The following is a 15,598-nucleotide window of genomic DNA, read 5'->3' on the forward strand; positions in this document are numbered from 1 at the left end:
TCCCTGCTACGCTTTAGCCCTTACAATCCCGCCTCTTTTATCTTGGAATAGCACAATGACAGCCTCAATTACATTAGCCAAAGGCCGTGAAAAATCATTACTCAGACGCCATCCATGGGTCTTTTCTGGCGCCGTTAGTAAAGTTAAAGGCAAACCGCAATTGGGTGATACGGTCAATATATACGCAACCGACGGCAGTTGGGTAGCCAGAGGCGCCTATTCCGCAGAGTCTCAAATACGCGCCCGTATCTGGACTTTTGACGAGTCAGAAGAAGTAGATGAAGCATTTTTCCTTCGTCGTATTGCGGCGGCGAATGCCCGTAAACTTAAAGTGTTGGCGGATAACCTTCCGACGGCCTATCGCGTTGTTGCTGCAGAGTCTGATGGCTTACCGGGGATCACTATCGATAAGTATGCCGATACGGTGGTGTGTCAGCTACTCTCAGCCGGTGGCGAACGTTGGCGCGGCGCTATCGTAGCGGCACTGCAACATGTCTTCCCGCAGCATTCAGTCTATGAACGCTCAGACGTAGATGTTCGCAAGAAAGAAGGCTTATTACCGGTTACCAACCTGTTGCATGGTGAGATGCCTTCCACCGAAGCCGTTATTGAAGAAAATGGCTTAAAGCTGCTAGTCGACATTCAGCAAGGACATAAAACAGGCTATTACCTGGACCAAAGAGATAATCGTCTGGTTAGTGCTGATTACGCAAAAGATAAAACTGTACTCAACTGCTTTAGTTATACCGGCGGTTTTGGTACCTATGCTCTGAAAGCCGGCGCTGCTCATGTGGTCAACGTCGACATGTCACAACCCGCACTCGATATTGCCAAGCAAAATGTTGAGCTGAATGGGTTGGATCTCAGCAAGGCTGAGTTTATTCGTGAAGATGTGTTTAAGTTGCTGCGTCGTTATCGGGCAGAAGGAAAGCAGTTCGATACGATCATTCTTGATCCACCAAAGTTCGTAGACAGTAAGCAACAGTTAACTCGTGCTTGCCGTGGCTACAAAGATATCAATATGATTGCAATGCAATTGCTTAAGCCCGGTGGGATCTTGCTTACTTTTTCCTGCTCAGGCCTGATGCCAACGGACCTGTTCCAAAAGGTTGTCGCAGACGCGGCACTAGACGCAGGTCGCGAAGCGTGGTTTTTGAAGTGGCTTCACCAAAGTCAAGATCACCCAGTGTTAAGCAGCTACCCTGAAGGGCTCTATCTAAAGGGTTTGGTAGTTCAAGTTGATTGAGCTTCTAGCTTCATGTGACTGATAGAAGCGGAGAATAAGCTCCGCTATCATACTTGCGCACTGCCTATCACTGAGGTTTGCTGGCGGTGCCAAGTGTAAATATCGACTTTTGAGGCGATTACAACTGCGGGACAAAAACACCTTAGCGTGTGCCATAGAGATCGGCAGTTGCTTCGTTTCGTTCTCGTCCACCGCTATCCGCGCCATATCAATAGTTATCATCGAAGGCAATTTTGCGTCAGCAAGATAGTCCGCATGAGTAATAACCGTTTTCGACCATGACACATCATCAGCACTATATAGTGTATTCAGATCGCTAAAGCAGGCTCTTTCTAACGCTGCAAATAGCGGCTTTACAACCGTCCCCGCCATTGCCGATAAACGGCCCACTTCACCCTCTTCGTATTGCATAACGGCAGCTTGCAATAATTCAGGCTGTGGCAGTTCGACGTTATCAGCTTGAAGAAACAAGCTGGCGAGCGGCGCGCCAGTATAAGCGCCGATCCCTTCGGTCATGCCGATCAACGCTTCTTGACCACCACCGATGAGTACAACTTTAAGGTTGCACATGGCAGCCATGTGAACAACGCGACTGACATCAGCTTGGTCCACTTCCAACCCGGCACAGATCTTATTCTCAGGGTGGCTATTCAACAGCTTAATGGCAAGCGCTTTGAGCACAAACGTAGATAACTCTCTCGTTGGCGCCGTTCGCACAAAGATTAAGACATACTCCGAGCCGTCACGGTTCAAACCCAGCATACTGTCGATCAGATGATTATCGGCTGCGGCAGTGTCTTCAGGCAGTTGACTAAATGCTTCCAGCATCGCGGTTTGAGTACTCTCTTCTGTGGCCATAAAAGCGCTCGATAATAAACGTACACTCTTTATCACTGGTGACTCTCCTGAACGCCGCCTAAGCAGTGCAATATCCGCTGTATATACAACTGTATTCTTTGCTATATTGATAGCTCTAAGGGTATGACACACTATAAGGGAGTTGGAGCTTACATGCCTAAGTTTTTAGATATCCAACAATCAATTAGAGATGCGATCAGGGAAGGAACACTCAAACCTAATCAACAAACGCCTTCCGAAAATCAGTTAGCCTCCACGTTCAGCGTTAGCCGTATGACGGCAAGGCGGGCATTACAAGAATTGGTGGCAAAAAATGTTCTCTTTTCAGTTAAGGGGCGTGGCACTTTTGTCAGTGATCCTCGTGGCCAATCACCGATTTTTGAATTCAAGAATATTGCCGACGAGATCCGTGAACGTGGAAGCCATTATAAGAGCCGAGTTCTTTTGCTGACATCGCGCCCCGCCGACCGCGAAACAGCGTTTGCGCTCGGTACAGCGGAAGGCAACGAGGTGTTTTTCAGCATGATAGTGCACCTGCAAGATGGCATTGCAGTGCAATTGGAGCAGCGTGCGGTCAACCCCGATTTCGCGCCGCAATATCTTGCTCAAGACTTCAATCATACGACGCCCCACGACTATCTCTGTGGTGTCGCGCCACTGACGGAGGCCAGCCATCAAATAGAAGCAATTCTACCAACATCAAGTATGTGCGAATGGCTTAAGATTGATGCAGCACAACCCTGTATACAGGTAACCAGGCAGACGCTGAGTGACAAGAGTGCGGTAAGTTTTGCCCGGTTAATCTATCCCGGGCATAGATATAGATTAGGTAATGAACTGGTGTCTGGGTAAGGAAACGATGGCGCTACTTGAAGCTTCGGATTAAACCATCACAAGCATCTTCAAGTAGATTCAGTACCACTTCAAAACCTTTTGCTCCGCCGTAGTACGGGTCGGGTACTTCTGACAATGAGGAGGTTCCGTAGCTGAGCATGAGTTTTATCTTCTCGCGGTATTCCGGCGGACAGATCTCGGCTAGGTCATCCATATTTTGGTTATCCATCACCAATATTAAGTCAAACTCTTGGAAATCACTTGCTACGATTTTTCGTGCTTTGAGACCTGTAAAAAAGTAGCCGCGCAACTCCCCTGCCGCTTGCGCACGGGGATCGGGTGAAGTGCCCTGATGGTAGCCAATAGTACCGGCAGAATCCGACTTTATATTAAAACCAGCCTCTTCGGCTTTTACTTTAAAGACGGCTTCAGCTGTTGGCGAACGACAGATGTTCCCCATACATACAAACAGAACCGATTGCACTTTGCTTACCATTACTTACCGTTCACTCGTTTCGCACTAACAATGCAGCAGATAGTAACAGAGCTCATTTCTTTTAATCACTAATCTTCTCAATTAAGACCACTTTTCCGGCTTTGAATGTGAAGATCGTGATCTGTTTTTCATTTTCGAGTTGAAAACCGACGCGTTCAACTTTGGTTTCGTCATCGCCGGAGACCACATCTGACAACACTGGGGAGCCACACTTAGATATCACAACCAATTTGTCGTCTTCACGGGTTACCCAGCCACCTTCACATTTTACGTTGGTTACAGTGTAGGTACCCGCCACGACGATAGCTGACGAAATAATAGATATAAAAAGAAGAGAGACTTGATAGAAACTGCGCATTTTTCTCACATCCTTGTGGTCATTTATAAACCGAATTAGTTCTCCTAGATTACCATTGTGCCAGCTCACCGATCAAATCACTGTAACCGCGCATCTCTAACGTATCTAGTAGAACGCTAACCGACTGCCAATCACTTTGAACTGCATCATGAAGCGCATTACTTAATTCTTGTGCATGATTGGCGCTATAACCTTCGTTTATCGCCAAGGCAAAGACCTCATTTCGATTAAAGCCTCTGGCACCGGATTTGATTTCTCTGATCGCTTGATCCAACATAAATACGCCCAATTTTTCAGCATCGCTATTCGGTAACATTAACAATAGAGATTGGCTTCATCGAACGGATTTTGAGCAGGTCGTGATCCAGCGCAAGGCGATTGTAAAAAGAGAGCCTAGTTAAGGTGATTATCATCACAGATATAGTTCGCCGTAAGAATCATCGACGATGACAGCATACGGAAGCAAAGATAAACCTCAGTATTAAGCAACATCAAGGATTTAACTATCTACTCTCAGGCTGTCATATCATTACTCTCTTGCGTAGAAGAGCATTACCCTAGCGTAAATGTACGCCCAACCTACTCCTTTAATCTGACCGGTGTGGCAGCTGGTAAGTGCACAACGCAGTTCTCGCTATTTGGTCAACTAACCCACTGTCATCTGGAGTTTAATGCCAAAGCGATCGCCGCTGATAAAGCGTTCTTTGAAAATGAAACTCTTCCCCATGAGGTAGCCCACTTTGTTATCGCTTCTTTGTATGGAAGAAGTAAAGCGATAAGACCTCACGGGCCAGAATGGAAAAGGATATGCATAGAGTTAGGCGGTTCTGGAGCAAGAACTCACAACCTCGCGCTAAAAAGGTCGAAACAATATCGGCAGTGGTTGTATATTGATTCAAATGGCCATCGCCACATGCTTAGCACCATTCGCCATCGCCGCGTGCAAAGTGGAACCGTATATAAAGCGCGCTCGAGTAAAGCTACCATTGAAGCAAAAGGTTTTGTGGAAGAAGTAATACAGGATGCAGAGTAGTCACTTTATTATTGTTAACTCGGCAGAAATAGGTGATTCTAGGTTGAAAATGCGGGTGTAGTTCAATGGTAGAACGGCAGCTTCCCAAGCTGCATACGAGGGTTCGATTCCCTTCACCCGCTCCAAATTCGCAGCCAATCTATCCTTGCCAAGTTAATAGGGCTGCAGACCGATATGCATATTCTGATATATCTAATTGTAACCGGTTGCCGACATCACACGAAGTTTGTGCGACTCCTTGGCGATAGTAATTTATAACCTCAAACAGGCCGCTGGCTGCACCAAGCTCGCCAAGGAATAAGTTAGAAAAGCTCGTTTTAGTTTGTGGGGAGAGCACCTTAGCCAACTTTTGATAGCTACAAAGCCATTCATCTCGCTGCTCTTCTGCTGCGTGCGTCACACAATACTGGTCTACAGGAGACCCTATTTCTGTCACATAGCCGCTGAAAATCGCACTGACAGCACCACCCACCTCCGTTGTAGTAAGTTGCGCTTCCGTTTTGAACCAGGGAATCAGGACACCAACATCGCTCTTTGCGACGCGAGTAAGCAATAAACAATCATTCGCTACATATTCATTGGTCAGCGACAATTCACAGCAGTCAGCAGCGACAATAGTAACGTGCGTGACCTGTGACTGTTCAAGGAGCGTATCTAAACGCTTCATACCCATTAATGCAGATGCGCGCCCATAAGGGTAGAGATAACAGTTGGCAGAGGTGGCGAGCTCAGGAAAAAGCGTGGTTACCAAGTCAAAAGCTAGCTTCCCCGCTTCATCTGCAGACGGGGACAGTTGCGGCATTAAAAAGATAACAGGCAGATCAGAACTGACTTGCTCACGCAGCAGATCTCTTTTCGACAACAAATAGGCCTGAAGTCTATCGAACTTGGTTAGCCCGTCCTGGAACTGGTATGAATGACTAAATCGCGCGCGTAGTTGGTGCGCTTTATAAGCCAAATAATCTACCGTCGGTAGCTCATCAGTAGGAAATATAAGTTGATCCTCATACGCGGTATCACCGAGAAAAAACTTTGAATCTGAATATTTTAAGGCCATCGCTAACCAATTAGTACCGTCGGATTACCAACGACTATCTTCCCGCCATGAGCCGTACCATCGCCCAGCCTCGCAGCGGGTTTTCCATTAATTTTAACGCTACTTGAGCCTTGTTTAATTGTGTCTGGTGGGCCAATGCAGATCAACTTATCCCCTTTACACGCCGCTGGTAAGCCACCGATTAGTACGTTGCCAGAGCCGCCGACGACAGGCCCTCCGACGTGGGGGACCTTCGACGTCACCTTTGGACAAACGTGGAAACTGGTTAAAGTCGCCGCAGGTTTTCCCATTGTAATTGCCCTAACCTTAGTTCAGAGAAATGCTGCCAGCTTTTAACGCGATAGCACTGCCATTTATTGAAATTTTCGAGCCTTTAATATCTACCGAACCACTACTCGACAACGTTATAGATGCACCGCCAGTTTTTATCGTTATCTTGCTACCAGCATCGATAACTAGCTCTTTACCTATGGTCAATTTATCGCTCTTACCAACCTCGGTAACCCGTTCACCTTTAATCGCTGTTGTGTCATCTTTATTAATCTGAGTCAGACGATCTCTTTTAATCGTTTCAGTGCGATCGTTCTTGACGAGTAACTCGAGATCCTTTTCTGCCTGGGCATATAGCAGCTCTTTACCTTTTGCATCCTCAAATTTTATTTCATTAAAATTATCGGCGCCGCCAGATTTAGATGATCGGGTTTTAATTCCGGAAACCGTCTTATCCGAAGGAAGGTCATAAGGCGGCATCAAGTCGCCGTTATATACAGCACCAATAATGATCGGCTGATCGGGATCCCCACCGAGGAACTCAACGAGCACTTCCTGTCCCTTACGCGGAAAAAAGAATGCTCCCCAACGGTCTCCCGCCCAGTTCTGCGCCACTCTTACCCAGCATGAACTGGCACTATCAAGAATTCCTTCACGGTCCCAATGGAAAAGCACTTTGACTCGACCATACTTATCGATTGTTATCTCGTCAGTCGAATCCCCAGTCACTACGGCAGTTTGCACACCCGTGATAGTCGGCTTAACGGTCAGTTGACTGGGCACAAAACAGACGTCAACAGGTATACAGCTAATGCTATTAGTAATGAGCTGGTCTTGTTGTTTCTCGGCACCAGTTTGACTGGCAATTTTTATCACTAAATGACTTTTAGTAATGAGATATGATTTGTTAATCTCGGCCGGATCTTCATGGGCAGAAAAAGAAAAATAATGCCCTGCCGTAAAGCTTCGGCAATTACTACTGGCATTTGCCTCAACCCGGTCTTTTTGCAAGGACGCGAGAGTAACTTCTGCAGCAAGGTTGGAACGGTTATTCCATTCTGATTCACTTACATACTCATAGACTTCGAGTTCGTCACTTTCTGTTGCTGTGGCACACGGCTTCTTTGTAGGCTTAGCAAAATCGTATCCAGCGATAACCGCCTTGGTTGACGGTAGATTAATTGAGCCACTCCAGCTGTGGATGTGGGCCTCAGAAAGGCTTCCGGTCGTGAAAGCCACTTGACCTTCTGGACTTTTACGATAGGAGGCTACATCATCGGAAAATACAATCGTATGTGCGCCTTTTACGTGTTCGAAGAAATAGAATATTCCTTCATCTTCTAATAGCCTTGAGATAAATGAGAAGTCGCTCTCATGATATTGAACTTTATAATCGTAAACGGCGTGAGTTTTATTTAATTCAAACTTTGATTTTATTCCATATACAGAAAGTATATTTCTAACAATATCTTCGATGTTTTTCTTTTGAAAAATCTTACAGTTTGTTCGTCTATTTAGAGACCAAAGATCTGGAGAAACGGTAAGTTGATAGTCTTGATACTTATGGCCATCAGCATCAGCTGAAACACGACTACCCAAGGACCTCAAGTTTGTGATCTGTCCGTGTAAATAACGTTTTTTATTACCTCCAAGCAATATAGTTATCGTCGCATCAGTACCGATCATCCGATCACAGACAACGAGTTCTTCATTAGCGTATACGTTAAGTTGAATACTAAATAGGGTGGAAATACTCTCTACGGCTTCCAATGAAGTAATGTGGAGTTTGTCTTTTCCAAGATCAGTTTCAACGCTAATGATATTGTTGTCTTGCGACGCCTTTTCCATGGCTTACCTATTTACTTTTCAGTAACTAAAAATGGGGTGCCTAAGCACCCCTTTATACAGAGTAGCTTGCGCTTACAGCTGCTGTCCTTTAACACCGCTATAGCCATAAACCATAGGTGCTTGAACATTGTTTTTGTCGTCGGTAGGTGTCACTGTCATCATCATCTCGGTATAAGAGATAGTCAGCGTTTCAACTGGACGATCGTTTTGTACTGACACTGAATAGCTAGAAATCATAGCGTCAGTCAGTTCAATCTTCATGATCTCTTCGATTTTCTCACCCTGCTTGGTAATGTGGAAAACCGCTTTTTTACCTTTACCAATGGTTGCTTCTTTGAACAGATCTGGTGATGCCTTATCTTGCATCTTAGTGATAGTAATATCACCTAATCTTGTAGCACTTGCTTCACGATCTTGTGCAGTACCAGTGAAAGATGTAATTTCACGATTTACTGCCCAATCAACAGAAAGCAAGGTGATAAGATCTTTATACTGCTCAGCTGTTGCTTCGCCTTTGATGCCTTCATAATTTAGATAAGTATTTGCTTGCACGCTAATCTCCTTTAGCATTATCAATGTCACAGCCAATGATTTAACTGCAACTTTTATATCATCACTTCGTTGATGATTTGTGATATTGACAAAAGGAAATTGGCTCATTCCCGAACGGGTTTGAAGTGCCAATTCCTTTTGGCTTAGCGACCGAAAACATTTATTGGTCACAGTGATTATATCTTTATAGTCGATATTTACAAACTATAAACAACGATATATTTAAATAATTAAACCTTTCATTCAAACTAAATTAGCGCCACCTAACTTACAATAGGCCGATCGTAATTTCTCCATTCTCTACATCCAAAACAACATGATCAAACTCGCTATTTTCAGACAACGCGAGTAGTACTTCTGAAGATAGGTTGGGTAAAAGAATATTTTGCAAATTATTGTGTAAAACACGCGCACCTGATCCTGCATCATCACAGAGAGAAATCAGATGGTTAATTAGCGCTTCAGAATATTCTGTAGATGCTTGATATGCTCGTTCGATTCTTCCGGCTATCTTATCAAGTTGCATCTTAGCGATAATAGTCAACAACCCATCATTTAATGGCAGATATGGAATTACATTTATCCGACCAAGAAACGCGGGCTTGAAGACCTCTAGCAGATCGGGTTTTATTGCTGTTAACAGGCCTTCGGTAGACGGCGCGGTATCAGGATCTTCATGTAACCGCATTATCGTGTCGGTTCCAACATTTGAGGTCATAATAATGATGGTATTGGAAAAATCTATATCACTCCCCTCACCATCCTTAATCGTACCTTTATCAAAGACTTGGTAAAAAATATCCTGTACACCTGGATGAGCTTTCTCCATCTCATCAAGCAATACAACGCTATAAGGTTTGCGACGAACCGCCTCAGTCAACACACCGCCTTCGCCAAATCCAACGTAACCCGGAGGTGAACCAAGAAGAAGAGAAACTTTATGCTCCTCTTTGAACTCCGACATATTGATAACCGTCATTGCGTCCTCGCTACCATAGATCTGTTCAGCGAGAGCCAGCGCCGTTTCCGTTTTACCTACACCACTGGGACCGGAAAGAAGGAAAACACCGTTAGGCTTTCTTTCATCCGCTAATTGAGCCCGGGCAGTTTGTACAACTTTTCCGATCAGTGCCAATGAGTGATCTTGCCCAACGACGCGCTCTTGCATCGATTCACTAAGGTTTAGTACGGTCTTAATCTCATCGCCCTGCATTCGTCCAACAGGAATACCGGTCCAATCCGCTATAATTTCAGCGACTAATGTTGGCGTTACAGACTGATGAACTAATGGCGCAGCGGTGGCTTCAACTGAGTCTTTAAGCGCAATTAGTTTCGACCGACTTTCCTCGTCGGCTTGTTGGCTTTCGGAATTATAGAGCGTGTGATACAGATCGTTGAGTTGTTCAACTATCGCTTTCTCATCGCGCCAAGCGGACTCTAAACACGATTCTTCAGATTCAATGTTAGTCAGTGCTTCACGTAACTCAGAGATCGTTTCAGCATGATCAGATCCGGTTACCTGCTCTTTTTCTAACAGTGCAACTTCAGCGGTCAGCTCTGACTTTTTCTTTTTAATTTGTTCTAAACTGGGCGGCACTGATGCTTGGCTCATCGCTACACGTGCACATGCAGTATCGAGCAACGCAACAGCCTTATCTGGTAGTTGGCGGCCCGTAATATAACGGCTAGATAACGTCACCGCCGCGCGCAGTGCGCTATTAGATATGAACACGCCATGGTGCTTCTCCATGATTGGTAGAATACCGCGCAACATAACCACCGCCGTTTCTGGCGAGGGCTCTTCCACTTTAACTACCTGGAAGCGACGCGCCAATGCTGCGTCTTTCTCAAAATATTTTTTATATTCAGCCCATGTAGTCGCAGCGATAGTACGTAATTCCCCTCGAGCAAGGGCGGGCTTTAATAGGTTTGCCGCGTCATTTTGTCCTGCTTGACCACCGCTTCCTATTAAGGTGTGCGCTTCATCGATGAAAAGCACGATTGGCTGTTCTGATGCTTTTACTTCTTTGATCAGATTCTTAAGGCGACTTTCAAATTCACCTTTCATGCCTGCACCGGCTTGAAGTAACGCTAAATCCAACGAAAGTATACGGATCTGCTTAACCGCATCAGGTACATCACCGTTTGCAATGCGCTGTGCTAGTCCCTCAACGACCGCTGTCTTACCCACACCAGCTTCCCCCGTTAGGATCGGGTTGTTCTGTCGCCGCCGCGTTAAGATATCGATCATTTGTCGTATCTCTATGTCACGCCCCAATACAGGATCAATTTTCCCCTGTTTGGCCATATCAGTCAGATCAGTTGTGAACTGCGTCAGCGCGCCGCCAGTGGCAGCCTTTTGAACTCCGGCGTGTGCTGTGTTTTGATCGGTCGTGATCTCCACGCTTTTCTGTCTTAGCTCCGGCCACACATCAACTAATTTCGCTGGGCTAATCGCCTCCAGCGTTGTGGTATAGCGCATAGTGGCGGTGACTAATTGATCGTCATTAATCAACGCATAGAGTAGATGAACTGTACCAATTTGATGATCGGAAAACTCAATTGTCGCAGCCATCCAAGCTGATTTTAGCCACGCAACTAACTGCGGTGACAGTCCCGGAGACGAATCATAGCCGCTACTTAGCTTGTCCAAACTCGAATTAAGATTTGACCGTAGTTCGCCCATATCCACGGCAAAGTAATCAGCTAATAGGGCAAAATCTCCCTGCTCATTAGATGCGAGCGTAGACAGCCAGTGGAGCACCTCAACCGTCTGGTGGGACTTCGAATGACACAATGCGGCAGCCGATTCTAAGCTTACTTTGCAATTGGGTGACAGTTTTTCAACGAGTGACTTCAATGTCATCGTGGACATACCAGTATCCTTTCCAGTTAATCAGTAGTAAATGTTGTGATTGATAGATTTATGCAATCGTTATCGTTGTCTGTTCTGTTAGCCTCTGACTTCTTACTTGTAATCCAGCACCTTGTCCGAGCCCCGGACTGCGATTGCCAAGAACCGCGCTCGGCAGATCACCGTATTGGGCTGTCATTCGCCAGCGTACTTTCATACCCGCGGGGAGGTATCGTTCGCTGATCCGTTTTACCGCCATGAAGAGCTTCATCCCCGGTAGCAATGCCCGCGCCTTTTCCATGCTATCCACATGGAACTCAATATCGATTGCCGAACTTGTATCCCATACTTTTTTACCTATGGTTGCCCCCATACCAAGGGCTGCATACTGCCCTTCCGGTTGCAGACGCCCCGCAAGTCGAGTCTGCTCTTCTTCGCGCAATGACAGCCAGCGCCCGACAAATTGTTTAACTGAAACGACGCTACCACTAAGGTCTTCAAGAATATTCTGTAGCGATTTGGCATTTCTAATTTTGTTAGCAAATAAGCCACCATAATAGGCTTCTAAACTCGTAGAGCCACCGGCAAACGCGTGCATAACATCATCTAAAGTTTTCCGTTGGCCGTTAGGTTTATTCTCATACGCTACGGGGACCCGATATTTTTCCCAAGCACGGAAAAAAAGTGACAGCACTCGATGATTAAACAGGTCATAAAACTCCGCCATCGCGGTGTCTTTGTTTTTAATTCGCTGCATAACGAGTTCGGAGTAATGCTTCGGCAGCACACCGTTAACACCGGTTAAGCCAAACAGCGCGGTCTGCAGTTTAACTCTCTTATGACTGCGAATCAGGTAGGGGCCGATATGAACATTTTCAACAGAGTGACTTGGGACACCAAGGTGTTGAGATGTTTTAAAGCGAACCAACTCTTTTGATGGCAGACTGTCCGTGCCAATCCAATGCACCTCATCGGCAGCGCGCCACTGTTTTTGTATATAACGCACGGTCTCAAAAAAATCATAATGGTGCGTGTTTTTTGCCAACTCGTTTAGATTCATAGCAAAGGCACTCCACCAGAAACTGCAGGCCATTGATGAAAATGACGGTTCTGGTAACGGAGTTTGATCGACAATTGCGTAAAACTGTTAACCGCTGCAAATAGAGAAAAGAACTCAGATAAGACACTACCAAAAAAGAACAGTTGGCTCCCCGAAAGCTCATCCTCGATAAACTCGATAATGACTTCTGAACCGTGACAAAAAGCCACCCTACCCTTGCTTACGACTCTAGATGTCGCTGGTTTAACCTCCACCGAATGAATAGCGTCAATCATGGATGCGGTTTGTGGTGACGACGTAAAGTCGTACAACTTTAGACAATCAACCAGTATTTCGCGGCTATTACCATCTGCAAAATCGTTTAAACAAAGGTTGCGCATCAACTGCCATCGTGTCGCTTCACCAAGGGCCGGGCGTATCGGTTTTGTTGGCGGCACCAAGCACCGCACAGATTTAATAAGGTCTGCTTTTGCACTTATTTGAAGTTTCGGCTGGCCAACACCAAATGGTAAGCGGCTAGCTAAGTTCCTATTGCTACACGTGGCTGTAACATCAACAACCAAACGTTGCTCTTCTTCCAACTCCACTAACTGAGCCTCTGGATCAATGACAGAGAGATAAGTTTCATGGCCTGGCTCAGTAAAGCCACCGGCCCAGCTAACTAACTCGCGCCGACTGCTCCAATAAAGGTCGTTTTGATTTGAATACCGCGGATGGGATTCACTATAAAATGGCTTCAGTTGTAGCCTTTCACCCTGATGATCAAACGCCTCTACATTGTCAATTTTGATCACTTCCCGAGCATCAGCATCACCATATTGCGGAGTTAATTGGTATTCATATCGCGCAGGTTTAACCTCAAATGTCTCCATTTTTTGTTCAAACAAGTTGATTATCGGCGTACAGCCTAACAAAACATGCTCTTTGTTGAGTTGCTTGGTGAGTGTTTCAGAAGGCGCACTAAAAAAGAGGGTGATCTCAACCTTGTTATCATCACCCAACCACTCGGGCAAAAGCTCATCAAGTTCGAAAAATAGAAACTTCTCAGGAAAGGCAAATTGCTCAACTAACAACCGGTAGCCATCAAAGCTTCTTTTACTATAAGGCACCACCGCCTGCTGACTATCAAAACCAACTCTTTTGAGGTGTCTCGGCTGCAAGTACCGAGTATGTCCCTTTGCGCCTGATTTTATGGCAATTCCAAGCGCCGATTGGAATATGAGTTGATACAAAGGCAGTGTAACCTGGGGTTGTCCATTAAGATGGAATCTTAATCGATCAATCCCCATCTCTTTCAGCTCAACGTTCGCAAATTCGCCTGTGACATTTAGACGCAACATTGACTGTGCTTTACTAAAAGGCCCTACAGGATCTTTAAACGGCGCATTGATAAAAGATGCATCTGCAACACTGATTGGCCAAACATCGGTCTCATAGCATGTTCTAAAAGTGCAATTTTTATAACCTTCGTTGCGACTTTCCACCACGGATTGTGCAGGTAATTTTAATGCAGAATCCGTCAGGTTCTGACTTGATACCTGAATAATGGACATTGAGGGGATCGGCGCTTGATAGTCAGGGTACAACATGCCTAACAAGCCATCGGTTAACTCTGGGAAGCTGTCATCCAGCTTTCTTCGCACCTGAGCTGTTAGTAGAGAAACACCTTCAAGCAAACGCGAGACGTGAGGGTCTTCGACTACCTCCTCACTCATTCGAAGTCTTCCCGCTACCTTGGGGTAACGGTTGGCAAACTCTGCTCCCATATTTCGCATATAAGAAAGCTCGCGATTATAGTACTTCAGCAGTTGATCACTCATCCATGAACCTCTTTCACAAGCATACCTAAATGAACCGGCTCCAGTTCTGAGTCAAATGAAACCTCTTCGGGGAGCGGATCAGCATGCAAATATGCGTTAATACGTATCTTTAAAATGCGATCTAGTGGCATCTCTTCATCCAGCGCCGTTACTGATACTTCGACAAATCGCGGCTCGAAGCGCAAGATAGCCTCTTCTATTATCTGGCACAGCCTTTGACGCCCCTCTAAGTTACTCGTCTGCATAGAGGAAAAGTCAGGTAAACCATAATTTACCAACGAAGCCTGAAGCTCTTCATAGTGATCAGGGATCTCCAACCAACTACTTCGTGAGTTCAGCAAGGCTTCAAGATCCCGGCGAACACTGTCACGTAACTCGCGAAGACCGAAATTAGTCATCGCTTTACTGTCACGAACACCGGTAGGGTCATCATCAATCAAACGATCCAGTAATGAACGCTGTAGGGGTTGTTTACTGTGCAGTGGCATTAACGGCTAGACCGATACAGCTTCACAGTGCACATTTTCGTGCAACTTCACCGTCGCGCACGCGTTCAGTGCTAAATCGGCTTCGCCAACCAGCCAAACTTTGAGTCCCCGGCCAACATAGACTTCACTACCTTCAAGTTGCGCCCAGTTAGTTTCTTGACCTAGCTTTTCCTGATCACTTTCCGAACCGAGATACGTCATAGGGATGAAAGCATCACCACCAGGGCCGTCTTTAACTTCTATCTCTACGCGACGCCATACCGACTCAACCAAAGAGCTCACCGGTTTAAAAACGATGCTCTCTATTTGGCTCAACGGGAACAGATAGTAGAGACCATTGGTACCAAACACTTCGACGTAGTTACACAAGGTGTCATCAAGATCTCGAACGGTCGTCTCGAGTACATCATTTATGCCCAATTGCACTTCGCTGCGAAGGCTCTCCAGCTGTTCTGCATGTGTCGTGATCGCTTCTGAATTTTGTTCTTTCATCGCTATGCGCAAACCGACTAATGCCTTAAACGAGTCATCTGCTTCACTCGTCAACGTGACAGTGTCACCACCATTAGCGAAGTCAACGCGCGCTTGCGCCGCGCGGATAAGTTGACGCAGACTGCTGGCGCCGCCGAGGCACTCAGGGTGTTGACGCACCAGCATATCAAGTTGCTTATCAGCCCGCTCGATCTGACCATCTATGCAAAGCAGTTCAATAAAACTGCTGCGATAGTCGATATTCAGAGGGTCAGCCTTTAGCTTTTCTCCGAGATATTGAATACCATCGGTTAACTTTCCCTGTTGTATTAATGTCTTTAGTTCCTTCATGG

The 15,598-nt window shown here is 45.8% G+C and carries 16 protein-coding genes and 1 tRNA gene; 4 read left to right on the forward strand and 13 right to left on the reverse strand.

What is annotated here, in order from left to right; translation table 11 throughout:
- Positions 1 to 55 precede the first annotated feature (55 nt).
- The gene (locus DU002_RS01770; protein WP_114336625.1) at positions 56 to 1,246 is read left to right on the forward strand and encodes a class I SAM-dependent methyltransferase; all 1,191 of its coding nucleotides are present in this window, start codon (positions 56 to 58) and stop codon (positions 1,244 to 1,246) included.
- Here the strand turns inward: DU002_RS01770 and DU002_RS01775 are convergent.
- Complete coding sequence (locus DU002_RS01775) at positions 1,217 to 2,104, reverse strand: hypothetical protein (RefSeq protein WP_114336626.1); 888 nt, start codon at positions 2,102 to 2,104, stop codon at positions 1,217 to 1,219. The genes DU002_RS01770 and DU002_RS01775 overlap by 30 nt on opposite strands.
- A gap of 153 nt (positions 2,105 to 2,257) precedes the next feature.
- Between DU002_RS01775 and hutC the strand changes: the two genes are divergently transcribed.
- Positions 2,258 to 2,956 (forward strand): histidine utilization repressor, encoded by a 699-nt coding sequence (gene hutC, locus DU002_RS01780; protein ID WP_114336627.1) that lies wholly within the window; start codon positions 2,258 to 2,260, stop codon positions 2,954 to 2,956.
- Between the two features lie 13 nt (positions 2,957 to 2,969).
- On the opposite strand, the gene DU002_RS01785 is transcribed toward hutC, so the two are convergent.
- The 3 genes from DU002_RS01785 to DU002_RS01795 form a co-directional block, all read right to left on the reverse strand.
- On the reverse strand, positions 2,970 to 3,434 hold the full coding sequence (locus DU002_RS01785; RefSeq protein ID WP_114336628.1) for a low molecular weight protein-tyrosine-phosphatase: 465 nt from the start codon (positions 3,432 to 3,434) through the stop codon (positions 2,970 to 2,972).
- A gap of 61 nt (positions 3,435 to 3,495) precedes the next feature.
- Positions 3,496 to 3,792, reverse strand: a complete 297-nt coding sequence (locus DU002_RS01790) for a DUF2845 domain-containing protein (protein WP_114336629.1) — start codon at positions 3,790 to 3,792, stop codon at positions 3,496 to 3,498.
- Positions 3,793 to 3,841: 49 nt separating this feature from the next.
- Complete coding sequence (locus DU002_RS01795) at positions 3,842 to 4,069, reverse strand: hypothetical protein (protein WP_131415400.1); 228 nt, start codon at positions 4,067 to 4,069, stop codon at positions 3,842 to 3,844.
- Between the two features lie 246 nt (positions 4,070 to 4,315).
- Here DU002_RS01795 and DU002_RS01800 point away from each other — a divergent pair, with 246 nt between their 5' ends.
- Together DU002_RS01800 and DU002_RS01805 are read left to right on the forward strand one after the other, a co-directional pair.
- The gene (locus DU002_RS01800) at positions 4,316 to 4,825 is read left to right on the forward strand and encodes a SprT family zinc-dependent metalloprotease (RefSeq protein ID WP_325048487.1); all 510 of its coding nucleotides are present in this window, start codon (positions 4,316 to 4,318) and stop codon (positions 4,823 to 4,825) included.
- Between the two features lie 51 nt (positions 4,826 to 4,876).
- A tRNA-Gly gene (locus tag DU002_RS01805) sits at positions 4,877 to 4,950 on the forward strand.
- A gap of 14 nt (positions 4,951 to 4,964) precedes the next feature.
- On the opposite strand, the gene DU002_RS01810 is transcribed toward DU002_RS01805, so the two are convergent.
- The 9 genes from DU002_RS01810 to DU002_RS01850 form a co-directional block, all read right to left on the reverse strand.
- Positions 4,965 to 5,882 (reverse strand): hypothetical protein, encoded by a 918-nt coding sequence (locus tag DU002_RS01810; RefSeq protein ID WP_114336632.1) that lies wholly within the window; start codon positions 5,880 to 5,882, stop codon positions 4,965 to 4,967.
- A 2-nt stretch (positions 5,883 to 5,884) separates the two neighbouring features.
- Positions 5,885 to 6,172 (reverse strand): PAAR domain-containing protein, encoded by a 288-nt coding sequence (locus tag DU002_RS01815; protein WP_114336633.1) that lies wholly within the window; start codon positions 6,170 to 6,172, stop codon positions 5,885 to 5,887.
- 16 nt (positions 6,173 to 6,188) lie between these two features.
- On the reverse strand, positions 6,189 to 8,000 hold the full coding sequence (locus DU002_RS01820) for a type VI secretion system Vgr family protein (protein ID WP_114336634.1): 1,812 nt from the start codon (positions 7,998 to 8,000) through the stop codon (positions 6,189 to 6,191).
- A gap of 72 nt (positions 8,001 to 8,072) precedes the next feature.
- Positions 8,073 to 8,552 carry an Hcp family type VI secretion system effector gene (locus tag DU002_RS01825; protein ID WP_114336858.1) on the reverse strand — a complete coding sequence of 160 codons (480 nt, stop codon included), beginning with the start codon at positions 8,550 to 8,552 and terminating at the stop codon, positions 8,073 to 8,075.
- A gap of 268 nt (positions 8,553 to 8,820) precedes the next feature.
- Positions 8,821 to 11,427 (reverse strand): type VI secretion system ATPase TssH, encoded by a 2,607-nt coding sequence (gene tssH / locus DU002_RS01830; RefSeq protein WP_114336635.1) that lies wholly within the window; start codon positions 11,425 to 11,427, stop codon positions 8,821 to 8,823.
- A 49-nt stretch (positions 11,428 to 11,476) separates the two neighbouring features.
- On the reverse strand, positions 11,477 to 12,466 hold the full coding sequence (gene tssG / locus DU002_RS01835; RefSeq protein WP_158537933.1) for a type VI secretion system baseplate subunit TssG: 990 nt from the start codon (positions 12,464 to 12,466) through the stop codon (positions 11,477 to 11,479).
- A complete protein-coding gene (tssF, locus tag DU002_RS01840) occupies positions 12,463 to 14,286 on the reverse strand; it encodes a type VI secretion system baseplate subunit TssF (RefSeq protein ID WP_114336637.1) in 1,824 nt (607 codons plus the stop codon). Before tssF ends, tssG begins: the two co-directional genes overlap by 4 nt.
- The gene (gene tssE, locus DU002_RS01845; protein WP_114336638.1) at positions 14,283 to 14,774 is read right to left on the reverse strand and encodes a type VI secretion system baseplate subunit TssE; all 492 of its coding nucleotides are present in this window, start codon (positions 14,772 to 14,774) and stop codon (positions 14,283 to 14,285) included. The genes tssF and tssE overlap by 4 nt, the downstream gene beginning before the upstream one ends.
- 6 nt (positions 14,775 to 14,780) lie before the next feature.
- Positions 14,781 to 15,596 carry a type VI secretion system accessory protein TagJ gene (locus DU002_RS01850; protein WP_114336639.1) on the reverse strand — a complete coding sequence of 272 codons (816 nt, stop codon included), beginning with the start codon at positions 15,594 to 15,596 and terminating at the stop codon, positions 14,781 to 14,783.
- Between the last annotated feature and the right edge of the window lie 2 nt (positions 15,597 to 15,598).

Origin of the sequence: Corallincola holothuriorum, from assembly GCF_003336225.1 — a bacterium.
GTDB lineage: Bacteria > Pseudomonadota > Gammaproteobacteria > Enterobacterales > Neiellaceae > Corallincola > Corallincola holothuriorum.

Coding starts and splice junctions, on each gene's coding strand:
- DU002_RS01770 (WP_114336625.1), top strand. CDS start 56: ATGACAGCCTCAATTACATTAGCCAAAGGCCGTGAAAAATCATTACTC.
- DU002_RS01775 (WP_114336626.1), bottom strand. CDS start 2,104: ATGGCCACAGAAGAGAGTACTCAAACCGCGATGCTGGAAGCATTTAGT.
- hutC (WP_114336627.1), top strand. CDS start 2,258: ATGCCTAAGTTTTTAGATATCCAACAATCAATTAGAGATGCGATCAGG.
- DU002_RS01785 (WP_114336628.1), bottom strand. CDS start 3,434: ATGGTAAGCAAAGTGCAATCGGTTCTGTTTGTATGTATGGGGAACATC.
- DU002_RS01790 (WP_114336629.1), bottom strand. CDS start 3,792: ATGCGCAGTTTCTATCAAGTCTCTCTTCTTTTTATATCTATTATTTCG.
- DU002_RS01795 (WP_131415400.1), bottom strand. CDS start 4,069: ATGTTGGATCAAGCGATCAGAGAAATCAAATCCGGTGCCAGAGGCTTT.
- DU002_RS01810 (WP_114336632.1), bottom strand. CDS start 5,882: ATGGCCTTAAAATATTCAGATTCAAAGTTTTTTCTCGGTGATACCGCG.
- DU002_RS01815 (WP_114336633.1), bottom strand. CDS start 6,172: ATGGGAAAACCTGCGGCGACTTTAACCAGTTTCCACGTTTGTCCAAAG.
- DU002_RS01820 (WP_114336634.1), bottom strand. CDS start 8,000: ATGGAAAAGGCGTCGCAAGACAACAATATCATTAGCGTTGAAACTGAT.
- tssH (WP_114336635.1), bottom strand. CDS start 11,427: ATGTCCACGATGACATTGAAGTCACTCGTTGAAAAACTGTCACCCAAT.
- tssG (WP_158537933.1), bottom strand. CDS start 12,466: ATGAATCTAAACGAGTTGGCAAAAAACACGCACCATTATGATTTTTTT.
- tssF (WP_114336637.1), bottom strand. CDS start 14,286: ATGAGTGATCAACTGCTGAAGTACTATAATCGCGAGCTTTCTTATATG.
- tssE (WP_114336638.1), bottom strand. CDS start 14,774: ATGCCACTGCACAGTAAACAACCCCTACAGCGTTCATTACTGGATCGT.
- DU002_RS01850 (WP_114336639.1), bottom strand. CDS start 15,596: ATGAAGGAACTAAAGACATTAATACAACAGGGAAAGTTAACCGATGGT.